19 protein-coding genes and 1 tRNA gene are annotated in these 20795 nt (G+C 56.2%); 11 read left to right on the top strand and 9 right to left on the bottom strand.

Translation table 11 applies throughout. The features are described from left to right. Positions 1–389: Y-family DNA polymerase (locus HK26_RS04910; RefSeq protein WP_475638868.1), on the bottom strand; the 389-nt coding region annotated here is incomplete at its 3' end. Then, on the bottom strand, positions 389–772 hold the full coding sequence (locus HK26_RS04905; protein WP_086638698.1) for a LexA family protein: 384 nt from the start codon (positions 770–772) through the stop codon (positions 389–391). The genes HK26_RS04905 and HK26_RS04910, both read right to left, overlap by 1 nt. An 86-nt stretch (positions 773–858) precedes the next feature. Between HK26_RS04905 and HK26_RS04900 the strand changes: the two genes are divergently transcribed. Further along, the gene (locus tag HK26_RS04900) at positions 859–1674 is read left to right on the top strand and encodes a DNA adenine methylase (RefSeq protein ID WP_086638754.1); all 816 of its coding nucleotides are present in this window, start codon (positions 859–861) and stop codon (positions 1672–1674) included. Positions 1675–1682: 8 nt separating this feature from the next. Here HK26_RS04900 and HK26_RS04895 read toward each other — a convergent pair whose 3' ends face one another. Then, a complete protein-coding gene (locus tag HK26_RS04895; protein ID WP_086638697.1) occupies positions 1683–2885 on the bottom strand; it encodes a tyrosine-type recombinase/integrase in 1203 nt (400 codons plus the stop codon). A gap of 166 nt (positions 2886–3051) precedes the next feature. Further along, positions 3052–3125: transfer RNA gene (locus HK26_RS04890), tRNA-Cys, on the bottom strand. A 148-nt stretch (positions 3126–3273) separates the two neighbouring features. Between HK26_RS04890 and HK26_RS04885 the strand changes: the two genes are divergently transcribed. From HK26_RS04885 to msrA, 5 genes are all read left to right on the top strand, one after another. Next, on the top strand, positions 3274–3978 hold the full coding sequence (locus HK26_RS04885) for a protein-L-isoaspartate O-methyltransferase family protein (protein WP_257640851.1): 705 nt from the start codon (positions 3274–3276) through the stop codon (positions 3976–3978). Between the two features lie 119 nt (positions 3979–4097). Next, positions 4098–5537, top strand: a complete 1440-nt coding sequence (locus HK26_RS04880; RefSeq protein WP_086638696.1) for a TolC family outer membrane protein — start codon at positions 4098–4100, stop codon at positions 5535–5537. 30 nt (positions 5538–5567) lie between these two features. Further along, the gene (locus HK26_RS04875; protein ID WP_086638695.1) at positions 5568–6188 is read left to right on the top strand and encodes a DUF2497 domain-containing protein; all 621 of its coding nucleotides are present in this window, start codon (positions 5568–5570) and stop codon (positions 6186–6188) included. A 135-nt stretch (positions 6189–6323) separates the two neighbouring features. Further along, a complete protein-coding gene (locus tag HK26_RS04870) occupies positions 6324–9020 on the top strand; it encodes a valine--tRNA ligase (protein WP_086638752.1) in 2697 nt (898 codons plus the stop codon). Between the two features lie 56 nt (positions 9021–9076). After that, positions 9077–9616 (top strand): peptide-methionine (S)-S-oxide reductase MsrA, encoded by a 540-nt coding sequence (gene msrA / locus HK26_RS04865; RefSeq protein WP_086638751.1) that lies wholly within the window; start codon positions 9077–9079, stop codon positions 9614–9616. Here msrA and HK26_RS04860 read toward each other — a convergent pair whose 3' ends face one another. The 5 genes from HK26_RS04860 to HK26_RS04840 are packed head-to-tail and all read right to left on the bottom strand — an operon-like array spanning position 9617 to position 15268. Next, a complete protein-coding gene (locus HK26_RS04860) occupies positions 9617–10975 on the bottom strand; it encodes an ABC transporter ATP-binding protein (protein ID WP_086638694.1) in 1359 nt (452 codons plus the stop codon). A gap of 15 nt (positions 10976–10990) precedes the next feature. Next, positions 10991–12736, bottom strand: coding sequence for an ABC transporter permease subunit (locus HK26_RS04855; protein WP_086638693.1), 1746 nt, complete (start codon positions 12734–12736; stop codon positions 10991–10993). After that, complete coding sequence (dut, locus tag HK26_RS04850; protein ID WP_086638692.1) at positions 12733–13212, bottom strand: dUTP diphosphatase; 480 nt, start codon at positions 13210–13212, stop codon at positions 12733–12735. The genes HK26_RS04855 and dut overlap by 4 nt, the downstream gene beginning before the upstream one ends. Positions 13213–13252: 40 nt before the next feature. Continuing rightward, entirely contained in the window at positions 13253–14479 is a 1227-nt protein-coding gene (gene coaBC / locus HK26_RS04845) for a bifunctional phosphopantothenoylcysteine decarboxylase/phosphopantothenate--cysteine ligase CoaBC (protein WP_086638691.1), read from the bottom strand. A gap of 6 nt (positions 14480–14485) precedes the next feature. Then, positions 14486–15268 carry a class I SAM-dependent methyltransferase gene (locus tag HK26_RS04840; RefSeq protein WP_025825263.1) on the bottom strand — a complete coding sequence of 261 codons (783 nt, stop codon included), beginning with the start codon at positions 15266–15268 and terminating at the stop codon, positions 14486–14488. Between the two features lie 29 nt (positions 15269–15297). Here HK26_RS04840 and mutM point away from each other — a divergent pair, with 29 nt between their 5' ends. The 5 genes from mutM (at position 15298) to recF (ending at position 20750) form a co-directional block, all read left to right on the top strand. Beyond that, positions 15298–16167, top strand: coding sequence for a bifunctional DNA-formamidopyrimidine glycosylase/DNA-(apurinic or apyrimidinic site) lyase (mutM, locus tag HK26_RS04835; RefSeq protein ID WP_086638690.1), 870 nt, complete (start codon positions 15298–15300; stop codon positions 16165–16167). Positions 16168–16274: 107 nt separating this feature from the next. Then, the gene (rpsT, locus tag HK26_RS04830) at positions 16275–16544 is read left to right on the top strand and encodes a 30S ribosomal protein S20 (RefSeq protein ID WP_025825259.1); all 270 of its coding nucleotides are present in this window, start codon (positions 16275–16277) and stop codon (positions 16542–16544) included. Between the two features lie 342 nt (positions 16545–16886). Beyond that, complete coding sequence (gene dnaA, locus HK26_RS04825; protein WP_086638689.1) at positions 16887–18323, top strand: chromosomal replication initiator protein DnaA; 1437 nt, start codon at positions 16887–16889, stop codon at positions 18321–18323. 118 nt (positions 18324–18441) lie between these two features. Continuing rightward, positions 18442–19566, top strand: a complete 1125-nt coding sequence (gene dnaN / locus HK26_RS04820; RefSeq protein ID WP_086638688.1) for a DNA polymerase III subunit beta — start codon at positions 18442–18444, stop codon at positions 19564–19566. Positions 19567–19601: 35 nt separating this feature from the next. Further along, the gene (gene recF / locus HK26_RS04815) at positions 19602–20750 is read left to right on the top strand and encodes a DNA replication/repair protein RecF (protein ID WP_374188218.1); all 1149 of its coding nucleotides are present in this window, start codon (positions 19602–19604) and stop codon (positions 20748–20750) included. Positions 20751–20795 lie beyond the last annotated feature (45 nt).

Below are 20795 nucleotides of genomic sequence, written 5' to 3'. Positions count from 1 at the left end.
GTGATCTGCTGGACAGCCTGACGCATGGCTCCACAATGGGCATGCAGGCTGTCTGAAAAACCGGACAGGTCGAGGAACATCTCATCAATGGAATACGGCTCCACTCTTGGGCTGTAATCCAGCAGAACCTGATAGACCCTGCGGCTCATATCCGCATAAAGCGGGTAGTTGCTGGAGAACCAGCGCACGTCCGACAGCTTCCGCTCATTGTGGACCAGATGCCATGCCTCTCCCATTTTGATGCCGAGCTGCTTGGCTTCTGCAGTGCGGGCAATGGCGCAGCCATCATTATTGGATAGGACGACAACAGGTCGATGCTTCAGGTCTGGGTCAAAAGCCCGCTGACAGGAGCAGTAAAAGCTGTTGCAGTCGATCAGGCCGTACAGCATCAGGCTCTCTCACGCACCACACAGGCGACATTGGCCCAGATTTCCACATCCCGTGCAGGATCAACCTCAAGTGGTGGATGCGTGTTGTCGCCCGATACAAGCCACCACGCTTTGCCCCGCTTTTGCAATTCTGCCAGCAGAACACGCCCTGCTGCCCAGGCAATGACCAGTTGGCCTGCCTGTGGGGAGCCTGCTGTATCAGCTATCAGAATATCCCCGTCCAGAATGCCTCGCGCGGCAAAGGTCGCCCCGCGCACACGCACCGGGTAACGGCTGGGGTTCTTCAGGTCCAGAGTCTGGGAAAGGTCAATCGGCCCCTCAACGGAATCGGACGCCGGACTAGCAAAGCCGGTTGTGCGATCTCCCGCATAGCGTGTGCTCATGCTTGTACCCTCCAATAAGAACGTATAGAGAACGCGCAACATGCAAGAGTCAAGATTATTGGAAGGAGGGCCGCATAATGGACCATATGAAGGGCAGTTTTCCGGGTCAGCAAGATGACTTGATCAATTGCACACCAGTCTCACCTGTCGCGCCCTATTTGGGTGGTAAAAAGCTGCTGGCTAAAAAGATTGTCCCCTTGCTCAGAAGTATTCCTCACAGGGCATATGTCGAGCCGTTTGTCGGAATGGGAGGGGTCTTTTTCCGTCGAAATTTTGTATCCCCCTGTGAGGTCATCAATGACCTGAATGGGGATGTGGCCAACCTGTTCCGGGTGCTGAAGTGGCATTACGTGCCCCTCATGGATGTGCTGCGCTGGCAGATCACCAGCCGGGAAGATTTTGAACGTCTTCGGCAAAGCGATCCGGCCATGCTGACAGACCTGCATAAGGCGGCCCGTTTTCTCTATCTTCAGCGTCTGGCCTTTGGCGGGAGGGTAAATGGGGCATTCGGGGTGGCTATCAATCCCGCACGCTTTGATGTGCACAAGCTGGGGCAGATATTGGACGAGGCCCACCAGAGGTTGAGCCGCGTTGTGGTGGAGTGCCTTCCGTACGCCAATATCATCAACCGGTATGACCGACCTGATACGCTTTTTTATCTGGACCCACCCTATTACGGGAATGAGAAGGACTACAACGCTCCCTTCGCGCGAGATGAGTTTCTGGCCATGGCTGCCCAGCTGGCGCAGATAAAAGGCCGCTTTGTGCTGTCGTTGAATGATCGGCCGGAAGTGCGAGAGATATTCTCTGCGTTCCATATAGAATCGGTCGAGGTAAACTATTCGATCAGCAGGGCAGAGAAGGGGAGAGGGAAGCGGGGCGAGGTGATTATCATGAATTAAAAGCAGGCTCAGCGCCGACTTTTATTCAATAAAACCATTGGATCAGGGAAGCCATCAAACAGGATATTGGCCCACTCTTGAGCCAAATCCCGTTTTCTTTCTCTATGCTCTGATCGGTTATATGCCGCTTCAACCTGATTTCGTGACGTGTGAGCAAGCATTTGATCAATAACAGCACGATCTTCTGGATGTCGTTCGTTCATTATAGATGAGAAAGAAGATCTGAAGCCGTGAGGCACATGCCTACCTGCATAACCAGCTCGGTTCAGAAGATACCCCAAGGCATTCTCTGACATAGCTCTATGAGCCCACCGTGCATTTGGGAACACCATGGGGCCACGACCAGTCAGCGTCTTTACGGCTTCCAAAACTTGCAGTGCCTGACGCGATAGAGGCACTACATGCGGGCGGCGCATTTTCATTCTTTCTGCCGGGATCGTCCAGATATCTCCGTCCAACTCAGTCCAAGGCATGCCGTGTACTTCGCCAGGACGGATTGCAGTAAGAGCCAAAAACCGCATTGCAAGGACTGTCACTGGGTGAGCAGGCTGACTTTCAGCTATACGCAGCATCTCTTGCAACTCAGCCAAATTGGTAATCGCTGGCATGCGGCCCTTTTTTAAGGGGGCTAAAGCTCCCTTAATTACCGCCGCCGGGTCTGAAGCACCGAGGCCACGGGCAATACCATATGTGAAAATAGCAGAGAGTCTTTGCCTTACGCGCCGCGCAGTTTCTTTAGCATTGGTGCGCTCAATACCTTCAATGACAGCCAAAACCATTGGCGGTGTAATCTCTGTAATGGGAATACTACCCAAAGACGGCCAAATGAACTTTTCTAGACTTCTCTGAACCTGCTCAAGATGTACGCTGCTCCAGTTGGAGCGATTCATGTTCAGCCAGCTTTCACCCACAGATTGCAAATGATTCTGAGCGCAGGCGGCTTCTGCCCGCCGTTGTTTGCGAGTGAGGGAAGGGTCTCGAGATAAGCGGATTTCTGCTTTTGCGTCATCCCGTGCTTTTCTGGCGCCAGCTAACGAAACTTCTGGGTATTTTCCAAAGGAGAGAAGCTTCTCTTTTCCGCCGATACGATACTTCATTCTCCACAGACGGCTGCCATTAGGCTGAACCAGCAAATACAAGCCTTCAGAGTCGGCCAGTTTATAAGGTTTGTCTTGTGGTTTGGCTTTTCGCGCGGCCGCATCAGTTAGCATAAATCCCCCCGATACCCCCGGATTGAAGATGCTACCCCCAAATATACCCCCATAATACCCTTCATTCCCCGTCTTCCGGCATCATTCCATGTCATAAGGCACAGAATGACAAACCGCTGTTTTCTGCGGTGAATGTCAATATATGTCATTTGATTTCAAGGGGGAGTGGAGGTCCGGGCGGGAATCGAACCCACATACGCGGATTTGCAGTCCGCTACATCACCATTCTGCCACCGGACCAGCGGTGTAATGTGGTTGTCTTATGTCCTTTTCTATCAGATTGGTCAAGACGTTGTGTTGTGCCAATTTTAAAACAGTATGTCAGACATGCCTTACCCACGAATGGCGCGCATTGGCCGGGCAGGGGGTAATCAGGAGAGTACGCAACATGACAGCCACCGCCACGCATCAAGGAAAACAGTCAATGGATGCAGCCCTGTATGCTGAAGCACGCCATCTGATGGTGGATGACCAGCTGCGCCCCTCTGAAATTACCGATTCGCGCATTCTGGAGGGCATGCGCACCCTCCCGCGTGAACTCTGCGTGCGCCCGGAGTTGCGCAACGCCGCCTACGCAGACACAAGTCTGCCATTGTCTCAGGGCCGCGTGTTACCGCAACCATTGCTCACGGCACGTCTGGTGCAGGCCGCCATGCCATCTGCCGGGCAGCATGTTCTGGTTGTGGGGGCCGCAACGGGTTACACAGCGGCTCTTTTTGCCTACCTGGGCCTGCGCGTAACGGCACTCGAATCGGATGCAACGCTCATGCAAATCGGGCAGTCGTTCTGCAACAGCCACGCTCCGGATGTTGTCTGGCAACAGGCTACCCTGAGCGAGGGCGTAGCCGCATTGGCTCCTTATGACCTGATCTATTTTGATGGCTGCATAACAACTTTGCCTGACTTCTGCGACCGTCAGCTTACTCCCCAAGGGCGTATTGTGGGACTGCTGCAATCCAACGCAGCCCTCCCCGAAGCCTTTAGCGCCGTCCGGGAGCCGGGGTATTCAAAGCCATTCCGAATAACGTTTCTGTTCGAGGCACAGGCACCCCTGCTACCCGGCATGGCGCCCGAGCGAACCTTCTCCTTTTAAAACATGGGAGGTCTCTGTTTTTTACGGCGCACAAACTATAAATTGGAATTTAAACTCACATCGTGGCATTGAACGTGGCCGCAACCATATTGCGGTCACTGGCAAGCAGGAGCAGCCTCATGCGGCGTATTTGCGAAACCGGCCTGAGTCTGGCCGTCATTCTGTGCGGGAGCACAGCATGGGCGCAAAAATACGATGGCAGCGGCTCCCCCTCGTTTATCCCGCACACATTGCAAGAAGCACTGTCTGCCGCGTACCTTACAAACCCGACCCTGCAAGCAGCCCGCGCGACACTCCGCGCCACGGATGAGAAGGTGCCCACCGCACTGGCGGGATGGCACCCGACAATAACCGGGCAGGTTGGACTTTCGTATTACAACGGGATCAACGATTACGAAGGGGTGGGTCACCCCCGCACGCATGAGAACCTGCGACGTTACAATACGCCCGGGTATTCCGCTGGTGTGGCTCTGGACCAGCCCATTTATAGTGGCGGCAAAACCACGGCTGCCACGCACGAAGCCGTTAATCAGGTCATGGCAGCACGTGCGCATCTTATCTCAGTTGAGCAACAGGTCTTTAAACAGGTGGTTAGCGCTTATGTGGGCGTTATTGAGGACGAACAGCTGCTGCAACTGAACGTGAACAACGAACAGGTTCTACAGCAGCAGCTACGCGCTACAAATGAACGCTTCCGGGTTGGGGAAATCACACGCACCGATGTTGCTCAGGCCGAAGCAGCCTATGCCTCCGCACAAGCAACGCGTCAGCAATCCGAAGGCACACTGCAAACGGCTCAGGCAACCTATATGCAGATCGTGGGCATGGCCGCCCCACCCAATCTGGTACCACCACAGCCTCTGGTCCTCCCGGTTAAAAACGAGCAGACCGCCGCCGCCATGGCGGTCCGGAACAACCCTGATGTTATTCACGCACTTTTTACCGAAGCATCCCACAAGGATTCGGTCGGGGTTGCCATGTCTTCCATCATGCCCAAGGTATCGGCAGTTCTGGGCTACCAGCATCAGGTCAATCAGGCCTTAAACAACCAGATAAACGACAGCAAATACGCAGCTCTTAATTTTAATGTTCCCATTTATCAGGGCGGGTCGGAATATGCTGCGGTCAGGCAGGCGCGGCAACTGGCGCAGGAAGCCCACCGCGAGGTAGATATCCAGCGCCGGGCCGCAGCGCAGGATGCCGTCTCCAACTGGCAGAAACTGGTTACCTATCAGGCGTCCATCGCCAGCGACCGGATCGCCATCAAGGCAGGCACCGTTGCGCTGGACGGGGTGGAGCGGCAGGCCATGGTCGGCACAAGCACCACGCTTGCCGTGCTGCAGCAACAACAGACACTCCTGCAGGCACAGGTGGCTCTTGTGCAAAGCCTGAGCAGCATGGTCATTGCCTCTTACAATGTAGCAGCAGCCATTGGACGCCTGACCGCTTCTGATCTGAAGCTGAATGTTCCCCTTTATGATGACAAAGCATACTATAACGCGGTAAAGGATCGGTTATGGGGGTTGAACGATTACGCGCTCAACCAACCGGGTCGATAATGTTAAGCCAGAAGTGGCAGGGATGTTTGTATGGTGTCGCCTCAGGACTCATCTGGAAAGACGGGTAAATCAGCAGCGAATACCCCGTCTTCCGTTCGCAAAATACTGCCTGATGAGCACCTTGCGGCCACAGTCGGGCGAACCCCAAAGCCAGATGATGATCAGGACGATGATGATGACGTGCTCATCCTCTCCCCATCCATGATGGACTCTGCGCCACCGGAAAAAAAAGAGGTTCCCACTTCCAGCAAGGGGGCTGGCAAAGCAGGTCGCAAAGCCAATCTTGTGCAACCGCAGGCCGTGGGCCATGATGATGAAGTATTATCTGTAACGGATCTTAGGCAGATCGAACTCAACAAAAAGGCTGAACATACCATGTCTGGTCCATTGCCCATCCCCCTGAATGACGAAACGGTTTCCGACACCGCTAATTCATTTGCTGTTTTGCAGAAAAACCTGCAGGAAAAATATCTTAGAGAACATGAGGAGAGAAAAGTGGCTGTCACGCATGAAGGGTCTCTGACGGTTGAAGACATCGTGCGCCAGGAAGTGCGCGTTTTCCTCAAAAAATGGCTTGATGCCCATCTGGCAGGCATTGTTCAGGCTGCCGTCCGCAAGGAAGTGGAACGCCTGACGCAGCGCGGCCTGTAAGATTTTCTTCCTTTCCACCGTCAACTGCCTCAGTGCGGGCAGATGGGTGGAAAGGCCCCTGTGGTCTGTTAATTGCTCTGCAAAGGCGGGGGCTAGATGCCTTCCGCCTTTTTTACGTGGCGTGGTTGGATAAATATGCTGAACAAGACTTTTGAGCCTGCACAAACAGAAAACCGGCTGTACGCCTTATGGGAAAGCAAAAAGGCTTTTTCTGCACAGCCTGCAAGCGACAAAAAACCTTTTACCATCATGATCCCACCACCCAATGTTACCGGCACGCTCCACATGGGCCACGCGCTGACCATGACATTGCAGGACACCCTTATCCGCTGGAAGCGCATGCAGGGGCTTGACACGCTATGGCAGCCCGGCACGGACCACGCAGGCATTGCCACGCAGATGGTTGTGGAACGCACCCTAGCGGCAGAAGGCACAACAACACGTCAGGACATGGGGCGTGACGCCTTTATCGAGCGTGTATGGCAATGGAAAGAAGAATCAGGCGGCGGCATTACCCGCCAGTTGCGCCGACTTGGCGCATCGCTGGACTGGCCGCGTGAACGCTTTACCATGGACGAGGGCCTGTCCCGCGCGGTTAAGGAAGTCTTTGTCTCTCTCTACAAAGACGGTCTGATTTACCGTGACAGGCGGCTGGTCAACTGGGACCCGGCTTTTCGCTCAGCCATTTCCGACCTGGAGGTGGAAAGCAAGGATGTTGCTGGCAATCTGTGGTATATCCGCTACCCGGTTGACGGCGCGGGCGATGCCAGCATTACAGTGGCCACAACCCGACCCGAAACCATGCTGGGTGACACAGCCGTAGCAGTCCACCCCGAGGACGAGCGCTACAGGGACCTGATTGGCAAATTTGTGCGCCTTCCCCTGACTGGCCGACTGATTCCTATTGTGGCGGACGAACACTCCGACCCGGAAAAAGGGACGGGTGCGGTCAAAATTACCCCCGCCCATGATTTTAACGACTTTGAAGTCGGGCGGCGCCACCAGCTCCCCATGCTCAGCATTCTGGACGAACAGGCCCGGATTGTGCTGGACGAGATAGAAGGTGAACTCAGCGCGCACGAAGGACTGGCTGACCCCGCGTTTGTACGGTCCCTTGCCGGTTCCTCACGCGAGGAGGCACGTAAGGCCATTGTCGCCAAGCTGGAAGAAACCGGCTGGCTGGAAAAAATTGAACCCCACCGCCATCAGGTGCCACATGCGGAGCGGGGCGGGGCTGTTATTGAACCGCGCCTGACCACGCAATGGTACTGTGACGCGGGCAAGCTTGCTGGGCCAGCCATTGAGGCCATTACATCCGGTCGGGCCAGCTTTATACCCAAGCAGTGGGAAAACACCTTTTTTGCCTGGATGCGTGACATCCAGCCTTGGTGCATTTCCCGTCAGCTCTGGTGGGGGCATCGTATTCCTGCGTGGTACGGCCCGGATGGGCACGTCTTTGTCGCGCATGATGGGGAAGATGCGCAAAAACAGGCACTGGCCCATTACGGCAAGGCCGAACCTCTTACTCAGGACGAGGATGTGCTGGACACATGGTTCTCCTCTGCCCTGTGGCCGTTCTCCACACTTGGCTGGCCCGACAAAACACCCGAGCTGGACCGCTACTACCCGACCGATGTGCTGGTAACAGGCTTTGATATCATTTTCTTCTGGGTTGCCAGAATGATGATGATGGGCCAGCACTTCATGCAGGATGTCCCTTTCCGTAACATTTTCATCCATGGTCTGGTGCGCGACGAGCACGGGCAGAAAATGTCTAAAAGCAAAGGGAATGGCATTGACCCGCTCGAACTGATCGAGGAATACGGCGCAGATGCCATGCGCTTTACCATTTGCGCGCTGACCGGGATCGGGCGGGACGTTAAACTCGGCCGTAAACGGGTGGAGGACTACCGTTCCTTCATTACCAAACTCTGGAATGCCGCACGCTTTTGCGAAATGAATGGCGTACGCGCACCAGTAGACTTTAACCCTGAGCAGGTTCAGTCTCCACTGGGGCGCTGGATTTTGGCAGAAGCCGCCACAGCCATTGCCGATGCAACCCGCGCGCTGGATGCCTACCGTTTTGATGAGTACGCGCTGACCTGCTACCGTTTTGTATGGAACCGCTTCTGCGACTGGTTCTTGGAATTTGCCAAGCCCGTCTTCAATTCCCAAAACGACCAGGAAGCGTCGGAAATCCGGGCCGTTGCCGGGCATGTTCTGGGGGTTATCCTGCGCCTGCTCCAGCCTGTCGTGCCTTTTGTCACCGACACGCTCTGGCATGAGTTTGGTTTTGGCGAAGAGGGCAGCCTGATAGCCGCACAGTGGCCACTCCCCGTCTCCCCCACAGGGGCGGAAGAAGCCGTGGCTGAGTGCGAACAGATTATCCGCCTGATTACGGAAATCCGCACGGTACGGGCCGAAATGAATGTGCCCCCATCCCAGACAGCACCAGTGCTCCTCAAGGACGCTGCGGCAATAACACTGGAACGCATTGGCCGCTGGCAGGAGGCAATCTGCCGGATGGCCCGCGTTACACAGACCAGCGCACTCTCTGGCGATATTCCCAAGGGCTCGGCGCAGGCAGTGGTGGACGAAGCCACTGTGATTATTCCATTGGAGGGGCTGATTGATCTGGCTGTCGAGCGTGAGCGCCTGAAAAAGGAACTCTCCAAGGCCGAAGATGAAGTCAGCAAGACAGAAAAAAAACTCGGGAATGAAAACTTTGTCAGCCGCGCCAAGCCTGAAATTGTGCAGGAAATGCGTGAACGTCTGGAAAACCAGCAAGGCGAATGCGCACGGCTGAAAGCAGCTCTCTCCCGCATTGCCTGAACACCCCGGCTCCGCCTGAACAGGGCGGGGCCAACCAACTGCAAAGGAACACCCTCATGGCAGAAACAGCAATACTTGGTGGTGGTTGTTTCTGGTGTCTGGAAGCCGTGTATCGCCAGATGCGGGGCATAACCTCTGTTATGCCCGGCTATGCGGGTGGCGCAGTTCTGCACCCGACCTATAAACAGGTGTGCTCAGGGCTGACCGGCCATGCCGAGGTTGTTAAACTGGAATGGGACCCGGCGGTTCTGGATTATCGGCAGATCCTGCAATGCTTCTTCGTCCTGCATGACCCGACAACCCTGAACAGACAGGGGCATGATGTTGGAAGCCAGTATCGGTCGGTTATTTTTTATACCTCTGCCCAGCAATGCGAAATTGCCAAGGAGGTTATTCAGGGCGTCACCGATAGCCACCTGTGGGGAGCCCCACTTGTCACGCAGCTTTGCGCACTGGATACATTCTGGCCAGCAGAAGTAGAACATCATAATTATTATGCCAAACACCCCCACGCGGGGTATTGTCAGGCAGTTATAGCGCCCAAACTTGCCAAGGCCCGCAAGGCGCTGGGTACCCTGTTGCACCCGGCTCCCTGATTATTCGCGACTGTCATCTGGCAGAAAAAAGCGGTCGCTCTCTTCATCATAGTCAAACAGTTCGGCAAAGCGGGTCCAGCCAATAATGGTCTGTAACGTCTGCCGTGCATAATCGGGGGACATGCAGGCTTCCAGCTCGTCCCGAAAGCGCTCGGCCTTGACGTTGTGGGTTGGACGCTCATCCAGCAAGGCGCAGATCATCTTGACCAAAGGCACATGGTGCCTGAGCGCATGCCCCATAATGGCTTTGCGCTCCTCCAGGTCACTTAATACAAAATGCACACCTTCGTTGGTCAGCAGGATGTCCCCATCCTCCAGTTCCGCCAGAGCGAGCAATTCCAGAGATTCCCCTAATGGGAACAGGTCATCAAGCTCAAGCTGAAGTTTTTCAGCCAGAACCGGCAAATCTGCCCGACCGTTCAAGGGCGGTGCCGCCAGTGCTTCCATCATCCCGATCATCATGGTGATGGAGACAGGAACCAGTGCTCTAAAGGCAGGGGCTACGGATGTGGCTGCGACTGTGGAGCGGCTCATCATATCCGCTTCGGAGACAATGGGCGCACGCTGCGTCATTAGCGCGTAGATGTGGTCCACCAACTGGCGGAAAGCCGCGTCCTCGCGATTGCGTGGGTGAGGGAAGGGAACAGGCAGCACATGTGCTATCCGCCCGGGGTTGGATGATGCGATAACAATGCGATCACACATCAACACCGCTTCTTCGATGTTGTGTGTCACAATCAGCATGCTCTGCACGGGCAGTTTATTATCCGCCCACAACTCCACCAGATCGGTTCTCAGGTTTTCCGCCGTCAGTACATCAAGGGCAGAAAACGGTTCGTCCATCAGCAGTAAAGACGGATTAACCACCAGCGCCCGCGCCAGCCCCACACGCTGCTGCATACCGCCTGACAGCTCCTTGGGCCACGCGTTTTCATACCCGCCGAGCCCAATTAACTCTATGGCACTTTCCACGAGCGTGTCGCGCTCTGCTGCGGGCACGCCCTTGGCGTCCAGACCAAGGGCTACGTTTTCTTCAACCGTCATCCAAGGGAACAGGGCGAAAGACTGAAAAACAACCGCCACATCCGGCGTTGGCCCCTTAAGCGGCTCCCCTTTCCACAAGACATCCCCCGATGTGGGGGGCAACAACCCTGCAATAATTCGCAAAAGTGTCGATTTGCCAGAGCCGGAGCGCCCCAGCAGACCCACGATCTCACCCGCATGAATGCTCAGATTCACATCATCAAGCACCTGCACATCTGCCGTGCTGTCTTTATGATAGAACTGCCGCACATGGCGCAATTCAGCCAGAACTGTCTGCTGTGACGCATTGCGCCCCGGTTGGGGAGGGAACACCATTTCAGGTTTATCCGTTCAATTCAGTTTTAGACGGCGAGAAACATAGTCAGACAGAGGACGCCATAAAAAAGCGTTCAAAAACATCATAAATAGGCACATGCCCACCGCCCCAAGTACCACAGCACTCACATTCCCATGGGCCGAGGCATCCGCCATAAAGCTGCCAAGACCGGGCACACTCAGGGTTTTCTGGCCCCATACAAGCCATTCTGCAGCAATAGCCGCATTCCAGGCACTGCTGGTTGCGGCAACAAGCCCCGCCAGATAATACGGCAGAATACCGGGCAGTAGAACCTTGCGCCACCACAGGCCGCCACGGACGTTCAGATTACGTGCCGCCTCCAGCAGGTCTGGGGGGTAAGCACTTGCTCCGGCCAGTACCCCCAAGGCAATAAACCACTGCGCCCCCAGTACGATCAGGAGGGACTGCCAATATGCTGGAACAAATGGGCAGACTGCCAACCCCGCAGCGCCAAGAGGAAAAAACAGATTGGCAGGGAAGATAGTACAATACTGCACAAGCCTGCGCGCACGCCCGGCATGGGATGAGCGCAGACCCAGCCAGACCCCAAGCGGTATCCATACCAGCGAGGCAAGACCGACCATAACAAACACACGCAGCCCCGTCATGCCGCCACGTAGAACAACCGTCCCGAGAACGGATAACTCATACCCTACGTGCAGATATGGCCATGCCAACACCGCAGCAAGTACCGCTACGGCAAGACCGATGCCCGAAGCAACCCAGCCATATTGCGCACGCCCCTCGTCCAGCTTCTGTTCCTGCACATAACGTGCGCCAAACGGCAATCGGCTGAGCCTGTGCCATGCCCCCACACAAAACAGGACACAAAGGCGAAAAACATGCGTGCGCCGCAACAGCTTGAGAAACCAAGGTTCCACAAGCGGGATATCCCCCACTTTTCCGGGTTGAAAACGCACAGCCCACACAGAAAGCGGGCGAAACAGGAACTGGTCAAAAAATACAAGAACAGCCAGCATACACACAAGGGCCGCAAGAAGTGCGCCCACATTCTGTGCAACAGCCGCCTGCCGCACATAAGAACCTAACCCGATTAAGAACCAGTTGTGGCCATCCAGCACCACACTTTCTGCATAAAGTGCGGCAAACCAACTCCCCCCCATGGAAAGCATGGTCTTGCGCACCAGAGCAGGAATGGCAAAGGGCACTTCCAGTTGCCAGAACTTCTGCCATGTTGTCAGGCCAAAGCAGCAGACCACATCTTCCAGATCACTCGGAACGCCATAAAAGCGCTGGCACAGCACCTGCACCATACCCCAGAACTGGCTGCACCATATTGTCATGACAACCACACTATCCGCACCAATAACATGCGCGGAAATCTGGGTATGTACAAAGGGGAGCAGCAGTAATGGAATGGCCAGAACAGGAAAAGACTGCCCAACTGCGAGCAGAGGCAACAGGCATGTTGCCGCCCACCGGCTCCTGAATATAAGTGCTACACACACCAAAGCCGACAGCAAGGAACAAACCAGCCCCACCACCATACGGCCCATGCTCTGCACCGCATATTCAGGCAGACGCATCACATCCAGCGGTTGCACGCCATCCAAACCAGATAAAACCGGCACCGTAGGTTGAAGAGAAGCAACACACAGCAGAATGACAGAAAAAACGATCAATCCGGCCAGCCAGCCCCCATTACGCTTCCGGCATGGAGCAGGGAGCGAGGAACATAACTCTGGTGAGAAAGAGAAGCTCTGCCTTGTGTCGTTCATGACGCTCCCGTTCCCGTACTACCAAACCCTCCCGCACCGCGCTCGGTTGTGTCCAGATCGTCACATTCAATCCATGTCGCGCGGACAACCGGAGCAATTACAGCCTGCGCAATCCGCATTCCCGGCTCTATGACAAAGGCTTCCTGCCCGGCATTCATGACTATTACGCCAATTTCGCCCCGGTAATCCTCATCAATGGTGCCTGGTGCATTGGGTAGAACAATGCCGTGTTTGAGGGCCAGACCTGAACGGGGGCGCACCTGCAACTCGTAGCCAGCGGGCAGGGCAATGCTCAGCCCCGTTGGCACCAGCCCCCGTTGCCCGGGTTCCAGCCGCAAAGGGGCAGCCAGAGCAGCCAATAGATCCATGCCAGCAGCCCCACGGGTTGCATACGCTGGCAGAGGCAGGTCCTGTCCATGAGAAAGTCGCCGAACCTTGATGCCCACGGTATCGGTCGGTTTTTCATAGGCGGACATGCACGGCTCCTTAGTATTTCACACAGGTTCTGTATTAACGCTATTCAGAAAACCAGACCGTTATACGCGCGGCGAGCTGTTTTGCCACCTCGGTTTTGTTCATTTTTGGCCATGGTTCAACACGGTCAGGTGTTATCAGCACAATCTGGTTGTCCTGTCCGCCCATAATACCCGTAGCAGGGCTGACATCGTTCGCCACGATCCAGTCACACTGCTTGCGCTGCCTTTTGGCTATGGCGTGAGCAACCATATTTTCGGTCTCGGCCGCAAAACCGATAACCAGCTTTGGTCTGGTGGAGCCAGTTGCCGAAAGTTCCGCCAGAATATCTGGGTTGGGCACCAGCTTTATGGCGGGGGGGACATCCTGCAGGCCCGTTTTTTTCATTTTTTGTGCGGCTTCGTGCTCGGGCCGCCAATCCGCCACGGCGGCTGTGCAGACAGCCACGTCAAACTGCCCACTCCCCATAACGAGTGCGTGCATCTCCCGCGCGGTCTCGCATGCCAGATAGGTTACTCCAGCGGGGGGAGACAGATGAACAGGACCGCTGACAAGCGTTACATCAGCCCCCATGTCAGCCAACGCTGCGGCAATAGCAAAGCCCTGCTGGCCAGACGAACGGTTGGCAAGGTAACGTACAGGGTCAATCGGCTCATGCGTGGGGCCTGCCGTCACCATGGCGCGACACCCGGCCAGAGGGCCAGTTGACGCTTGCTGCTGGCGATAAAAAGCCAGCACGGCATCCCTGATTGTTACAGGCTCTGGCATGCGCCCCGGACCAAACTCGCCACAGGCCATGGGGCCACACGCAGGAGGGATAATTTGCACGCCCCGCTCACCAAGCAAGGTCACATTGGCCTGTGTTGCCGGGTGCTCCCACATTCTTACGTTCATGGCAGGTACGGCCATGACGGGCGCATCAGTCGCAAGCAGTAGCGCCCCCGCCAGATCATCCGCCAGCCCGGAGGCCATGCGTGCCAGCAGGTTAGCCGATGCTGGGCAGACCAGCACCAGGTCCGCCCAGCGGGAGAGAGCAATATGGCCCATTTCCTGCTCTGCGGTCAGGGAGAACAGGTCCGTATAAACCGGCTGCCCACTCAGTGCCTGCAACGTTAGAGGTGTCACAAATTGCCTCCCTCCCTCTGTCACAACACACCGGACCTGTATGCCTTCCGCCAGAAGAAGACGGACCAGTTCGGGCATTTTGCAGGCAGCTATGCTGCCGCCGACAATCAGCAGGACCGAGCGGGGAGGAGGGGCAACAGACATACCAGATCAGATACGCCAGCCAGAGTGGATGGCCGCAATCCCCCCCGAGAGGGACTGGTAGCGGACGTGGGATAAACCTGCCTCCCGGAACATGTCCGCCAGCGTCTCCTGATCGGGGAACATGCGAATGCTCTCGGCCAGATACTGGTAGCTCTCCCGGTCTTTGGCCACGATCCCGCCCATGGCAGGCAGAACCTTGAAGGACCATGCATCATAAATTGGCGCCAAGGCTGCAACCTGCACGCGGGAGAATTCAAGGCACAAAAACCGTCCACCGGGTTTGAGCACACGCCGTGCTTCCCGAATGACCGCCAGCTTGTCCGTGCAGTTGCGCAGGCCAAAAGCGATGGAGACACGATCCACGGACATATCGCGCACGGGAATGGCCTCGGCATCGACCACACAGAAGGACAGGTCGGACACCAGACCCCGGTTGAGTGCGCGGTCACGGCCGACAGAAAGCATGCTGCGGTTGATGTCGGTCATGACAACGGGGCCACCACCAGCTTTAAGCCAGCCGAATGAAATGTCCCCCGTACCCCCGGCAAGGTCGAGCAGGGTCAGGCCGGGCTGGGGCCCAAGTTCCGTGACGAATATGCGCTTCCATATTCGATGGATCCCGAGCGACATGATGTCATTCATCACATCGTACTGTCCTGCCACGCTGTCAAACACGCCGCGGACGAGGTTTTTCTTTTCTTCCTTCCTGACGGAACGGAAGCCAAAATCCGTTTCTTCCACTGTTACGTCAGAAGGAGCGGGGGAGGGCGCAAAAGAGTTGTCGGTCATGGGTTTCCTCTATACCCTGCTTTATAGCCATGCCGGAACTCCCCGAAGTAGAAACCGTGATGCGCGGTATGCAGATAGCCCTGCAAGATCGCACCATTGTGCAGACAATCATCCGTCGGCACGACCTGCGATGGCAGATTCCTGCCGATTTTTCCACGCAGGTGACCGGAGCCAGAATTCTGGGCTTTTATCGGCGTGGCAAATATATTCTTATCCGCCTGTCCTGTGGCCAGTCGATTATTCTCCATCTGGGCATGTCCGGGCGGGTGGTCCTCGATTCTCCCGAACCTCCACAACGTCATGAACACGTGGTGTTCGTGACGGATGACGGCAAACGATGTGGTTATATAGATCCCCGCCGTTTTGGCATGCTGGACCTTGTCCCCACATCAGAAGAAAACAGCTACCGCGCATTTGCCGACATGGGCCCCGAGCCTCTGGGCAACGGCTTTAGCGCACAGACACTGATAGACGCCAGCAAAGGCCGCCGCACTCCCATCAAGCCGTTTTTGCTAGACCAGCATGTGGTCGCCGGGCTTGGCAATATTTATGTGTGCGAAGCGCTGTTCCGCGCAGCCATTGCTCCCACCATACCTGCCTGTGCACTGACTCCCCGCAAAGCCAACGCTCTGGTGCGCGCCATCCGCTCCGTATTGCAGGACGCCATTGCCGCAGGAGGATCAAGCCTGAAAGATTATGTCCGCCCAGAGGGTGGGCTGGGCTACTTCCAGCATGCATGGCAGGTTTACGGCAAAAAAAACCAGCCTTGCCCCAAGTGTCCGGGGGCTCCCGCATGTCCGGGCGTGCAGCATATGACACAGGCCGGACGCACCACTTTTTTCTGCCCGCAACATCAGAAAACGGGTAAAATAGGGGTGTCAGGGGCGGAACGCGCTTGACTGAAAGCGCATGCGTGCATTACAGCACCGCTTACTCTTTGTGCTGACGGGCCATACGGCGCGTTGGCACCTTACTTTTTTCTTAGTGCTGGACAGAATAGAAACTCATGGCGAATATCGCTTCGGCGCGTAAGCGCATCCGGCAGACCGCAAAGCGGACTGCCCGTAACACGGCCCGCAAATCCCGTATGCGCACTTTCATCAAGAAAGTGGAAACCGCAATTGAATCCGGGGATCAGGCAGCCGCTCGTGAAGCTCTGCGCGTTGCACAGCCGGAAATCCAGCGCGCAGCCAGCAAGGGCGTTGCACACCACAACACGATTGCGCGTAAGATTTCTCGCCTGTCTGCCCGCATCAAGGCACTGGCAACCGCATAATCAAGCAGTCAGGCAACTCCCGCAGTTGCCAGCATGATTGTTTGCAGCAAAGCCGAATCATCATGCCGATGGTTCGGCTTTGCTTTTTGTGCGGGGCCGATGCCACCGCAACCGTGCAATCCGATCAGGGAAAAGCTTTTTCGTTGCCCGCAGGCATGACACTGCTTTATTCTGGTTAGAGTGCCCCTTGAGCAGGCTTGACCCGCAAGAGTCTTTACGGTCGCGCTGAGGCAAGGCACGCATCAAAACAGATCCATACCGGGACACACAGCCAAAAGCATTTGGTCCCGTTGAGTTTTTTGCGCACGACATGCGCCTTTATATGACCGCTCGGGAGCAAAAATGACAATCGGAGTGGACGATGACGAAAGCGCCTTTTCCCGACTGGAAGACAACAAAGGGCTTGCGGAATCGTGGCTGCGTATCTGTGGCCGCCTGAAGGGCGAGGTCGGTGAGGTTGAATACCGCACATGGCTGACCCAGATTGCCCTCGGCCCGATTGACGGGGACGAAATTACGCTCCTCCTCCCCACACGCTTCCTGCGCGACTGGGTTCGCAGCCAGTACGGGGACCGCCTGAATGAGCTGTGGCACAATGAGGTGCCAGCACTCCGGCGTGTTGAGCTACAGGTCGCAAGACCGGGTGATCCGGCTCCGCTCCAGTTGGCCGAAGCTGCAACGCCGCCAGCAGGCAGCCCCTCTGCACCAGAAGAGCAGAACCCCGCCACCAAACCCGTTGCCGAAGTGCGCAGTGACCTTGTTACCGCGCTGGACAGCCGCTTTACGTTTGATACATTCGTGGTCGGCAAACCCAATGAATTTGCCTATGCCTGCGCCCGCCGCGTGGCGGAAAAACCCTCCAGCGTCGGCTTTAACCCGCTTTTCCTGTATGGTGGCGTTGGCTTGGGTAAAACGCACCTCATGCACGCCATAGGCGCGGAACTGGTGAGGAGTGGCAACGTCTCGGTAGCTTATATGTCTGCCGAAAAATTCATGTACCGCTTTATTGCCGCCATCCGCTCCCAGTCCACCATCGAGTTCAAGGAACAGCTCCGCTCGGTCGATGTTCTCATGATTGACGACCTGCAATTCCTGATCGGCAAGGACAATACGCAGGAAGAATTCTTCCACACATTTAACGCGCTGGTGGATGCGGGCCGCCAGATCGTAGTCTCGGCCGATAAATCTCCATCTGACCTTTCAGGGCTGGAGGACAGGCTCCGTACCCGTCTGGGGTGTGGTATGGTCGCCGATATTCATGCCACGACTTTTGAGCTGCGCATTTCCATTCTGGAGGCCAAGGCTGCTGCCTCCGGAGTTGTGGTGCCCGCAAAGGTTCTGGAATTTCTAGCGCACAAGATCACATCCAACGTGCGTGAGCTTGAAGGCGCCCTGAACCGACTGATTGCTCACGCCAACCTTTTTGGCCGCCCGGTCACGCTGGAAGCCACGCAGGATGTACTGCACGACATTCTCAAGGCCCATGACCGGCGCGTCACCATTGAGGAAATCCAGAAAAAAGTCGCGGAACACTGGAATATCCGCCTGACTGACATGTCCTCTGCCCGCCGCGCCCGCAATGTAGCCCGTCCCCGGCAGGTAGCTATGTATCTGGCCAAGCAGCTCACCAGCCGCTCCCTACCCGAAATCGGCCGCAAGTTTGGCAACCGTGACCACACAACAGTCATGCATGCAGTCAACCGCGTAACGGAACTGATGGAGCGTGACGCAGCTTTTGCCGAAGATGTGGAACTGATGCGCCGCATGCTGGAGAGCTAAAAAGCCAGCTATTCAAAAGGATTGACGGATCAACGCGGCCTGTTAGTTTTACAACGGACAAGCCGGGTTCCTGCTCCACTCAGGAGTATGGAATTTGCTGTGCAGGAAAGAGGGATCAATGAAATTTTCGGCAGAGCGCGCAACGCTGCTCAAGGCGTTGGCTCATATCCAGAGCGTGGCGGAAAAACGCAATACCATTCCCATTCTCGCCAACGTGCTCATGCAGGCCACAAACGGGCAACTTTGCCTGAAGGCCACGGACATGGAAATCGAGGTCGTTGAGACCGTTCCCGCCACCATCACGCGGGAAGGGGCGACCACTGCACCTGCTTCTGTACTGTACGAAATCGTGCGTAAGCTGCCAGATGGCGTTGAAGTGGAGCTTGACCAGACAGACAGCGATGGCCAACTCCACCTGCGCGCAGGCCGTTATGCAACGCATCTGAACGTGCTGAGTGTGGATGACTTTCCGTCCATGGGGGCAGGGGACTTCCCGCATCGTTTCCACCTGAATGGCACCATCCTGCGCTCACTGATCGACCGGACACGTTTTGCCATTTCCACGGAAGAAACCCGGTACTACCTGAACGGTATCTACCTGCATGCTGCGGACATCGACGGCAAACCGCTCCTGCGCGCAGTAGCAACCGATGGTCATCGTCTGGCGCGGGTGGAGGCAGAAATGCCGGCAGGTGCTGCCGGTATGCCGGGCGTTATCATTCCGCGCAAAACGGTGGCAGAACTGCGCAAGCTGATAGACGAAGCGCCAGAAGAAATCTCCGTTGCTCTTTCCGAAACACGGATTCAGTTCACGGTTGGCCCGATCACGCTGACATCCAAGCTGATTGATGGCACGTTTCCTGAATATGAACGCGTTATCCCCCGCAACAACACCCGCATTCTGCGCGTAGGAAAAAAAGATTTTTCCGATGCCGTAGCGCGTGTGGCGGCCATTAGTCAGGAGCGCTCACGCCCGGTCAAACTGATGCTGGAACCCGGCTTGCTCACCCTCTCCGCCAGCAGTGCCGAGCAGGGAACAGCCAAGGAAGAGCTGGATGACAACCGCATTTCCTATGATTCCGAAGCGCTCGAAATCGGTTTTCAGGCCCGCTACCTGAACGACATTACCGATCAGGTGGAAAAAGAAGTCGAGTTCTGTTTTGCGGACAGTGCATCCCCCACCATCGTCCGCGATGTGGATAGCCCATCCGCTCTCTATGTCCTGATGCCGATGCGGGTGTGACAACATCCGCGTCACACCATCACGCAGCCCCACACCTGTTCACCAGCAGGGAGGGGCTGCCTTCCACAAAGCTGCAACTCAGCCGGCTCTCTCTTTGCCGCTTCCGTAATTACGACCAGCTTACCCTCAGTCCACAAGCACCCATTGTTGTGCTGACTGGCGAGAATGGCAGCGGCAAAACCAATCTGCTCGAAGCTGTCTCTCTCCTGACCCCCGGCCGTGGGCTACGCGGCGCTCCCCTAAGCCATTTTGGTCAGAACGGCAGCGCACATTGGGGTGTTGCCTCCCATATTCTGGTAGATGGCCATCCCATTGACCTTGGCACCGGCCTACAACCCGGCACAGAAACGCCACGGCGGATTTTTCTGTTAAACGGCAGACCACTTCGTAACCAGAACACTTGGGAAAATCCCCTCGCAGCCGTCTGGCTGACCCCTCAGATGGACCGGCTGTTCAGCGAGAGCACCTCTGGCCGACGCCGTTTTCTGGACCGGCTGGTTATGGCCGCCTATCCCCACCATGCCCGCGAACTGGCGGCCTATGACCGCGCCATGACACAAAGAAACCGCCTGTTGCAAACACGTGCCAACGAGCAGGTGTGGCTCTCCGGGCTGGAAGGTGCCATGGCCCGCCATGGCGTGTCCGTTGCCGCGGCCCGGAATGAGACTGTGCGCCAGATCAACCTGTACGCCCAGCAGGATATGGATGCTTTTCCCGCCGTACAGATTAAGCTGGACTGTGCAATAGCAGACCGACTGGACGCAGCACCTGCGCTACATGTGGAAGACTGGCTTAAGGAAAAACTTTTTGCCACACGCACGGTAGACCGGGAGAAAGGTCGCTCAGGTCTTGGGGTGCACAAAACAGACTTCCAACTCATGGACCTGAAAAAAAAACTCCCCGCAGCACTGGCCAGCACCGGCCAGCAGAAGTCTTTGCTCATCGGGCTTATTCTGGCGCACGCCCGACTGGTCCGGGATCACAGGGGAACAGCCCCCCTGCTGTTGCTTGATGAACCCCTTGTGCATCTGGACGAGCAACGTCGGATATCCTTGCAAAAAATTCTGCAAAATTTTCAAAGCACGGTGCTGATAACAGGCACGGATTCCGCCCCATTTGCGCCATTGCAGGGTCATGCCCAGTTTGCCAGCATCCGACAGGGGTCTTTTTTGTCGATCTGCTGACAAAACGCGCCTTCCACGCTGGTCGCAATGCCATGGGCAGAGTAT

This window comes from Acetobacter okinawensis (assembly GCF_002153655.1).
Taxonomy (GTDB): Bacteria; Pseudomonadota; Alphaproteobacteria; order Acetobacterales; family Acetobacteraceae; genus Acetobacter; species Acetobacter okinawensis_A.
This window is presented reverse-complemented; position numbering and strand designations above follow the sequence as displayed.

Excerpts from the sequence above, each read along its gene's own strand:
- HK26_RS04905 (WP_086638698.1), bottom strand. The coding sequence starts at position 772 with ATGAGCACACGCTATGCGGGAGATCGCACAACCGGCTTTGCTAGTCCG.
- HK26_RS04900 (WP_086638754.1), top strand. The coding sequence starts at position 859 with ATGAAGGGCAGTTTTCCGGGTCAGCAAGATGACTTGATCAATTGCACA.
- HK26_RS04895 (WP_086638697.1), bottom strand. The coding sequence starts at position 2,885 with ATGCTAACTGATGCGGCCGCGCGAAAAGCCAAACCACAAGACAAACCT.
- HK26_RS04885 (WP_257640851.1), top strand. The coding sequence starts at position 3,274 with ATGACAGCCACCGCCACGCATCAAGGAAAACAGTCAATGGATGCAGCC.
- HK26_RS04880 (WP_086638696.1), top strand. The coding sequence starts at position 4,098 with ATGCGGCGTATTTGCGAAACCGGCCTGAGTCTGGCCGTCATTCTGTGC.
- HK26_RS04875 (WP_086638695.1), top strand. The coding sequence starts at position 5,568 with ATGGTGTCGCCTCAGGACTCATCTGGAAAGACGGGTAAATCAGCAGCG.
- HK26_RS04870 (WP_086638752.1), top strand. The coding sequence starts at position 6,324 with ATGCTGAACAAGACTTTTGAGCCTGCACAAACAGAAAACCGGCTGTAC.
- msrA (WP_086638751.1), top strand. The coding sequence starts at position 9,077 with ATGGCAGAAACAGCAATACTTGGTGGTGGTTGTTTCTGGTGTCTGGAA.
- HK26_RS04860 (WP_086638694.1), bottom strand. The coding sequence starts at position 10,975 with ATGGTGTTCCCTCCCCAACCGGGGCGCAATGCGTCACAGCAGACAGTT.
- HK26_RS04855 (WP_086638693.1), bottom strand. The coding sequence starts at position 12,736 with ATGAACGACACAAGGCAGAGCTTCTCTTTCTCACCAGAGTTATGTTCC.
- dut (WP_086638692.1), bottom strand. The coding sequence starts at position 13,212 with ATGTCCGCCTATGAAAAACCGACCGATACCGTGGGCATCAAGGTTCGG.
- coaBC (WP_086638691.1), bottom strand. The coding sequence starts at position 14,479 with ATGTCTGTTGCCCCTCCTCCCCGCTCGGTCCTGCTGATTGTCGGCGGC.
- HK26_RS04840 (WP_025825263.1), bottom strand. The coding sequence starts at position 15,268 with ATGACCGACAACTCTTTTGCGCCCTCCCCCGCTCCTTCTGACGTAACA.
- mutM (WP_086638690.1), top strand. The coding sequence starts at position 15,298 with ATGCCGGAACTCCCCGAAGTAGAAACCGTGATGCGCGGTATGCAGATA.
- rpsT (WP_025825259.1), top strand. The coding sequence starts at position 16,275 with ATGGCGAATATCGCTTCGGCGCGTAAGCGCATCCGGCAGACCGCAAAG.
- dnaA (WP_086638689.1), top strand. The coding sequence starts at position 16,887 with ATGACAATCGGAGTGGACGATGACGAAAGCGCCTTTTCCCGACTGGAA.
- dnaN (WP_086638688.1), top strand. The coding sequence starts at position 18,442 with ATGAAATTTTCGGCAGAGCGCGCAACGCTGCTCAAGGCGTTGGCTCAT.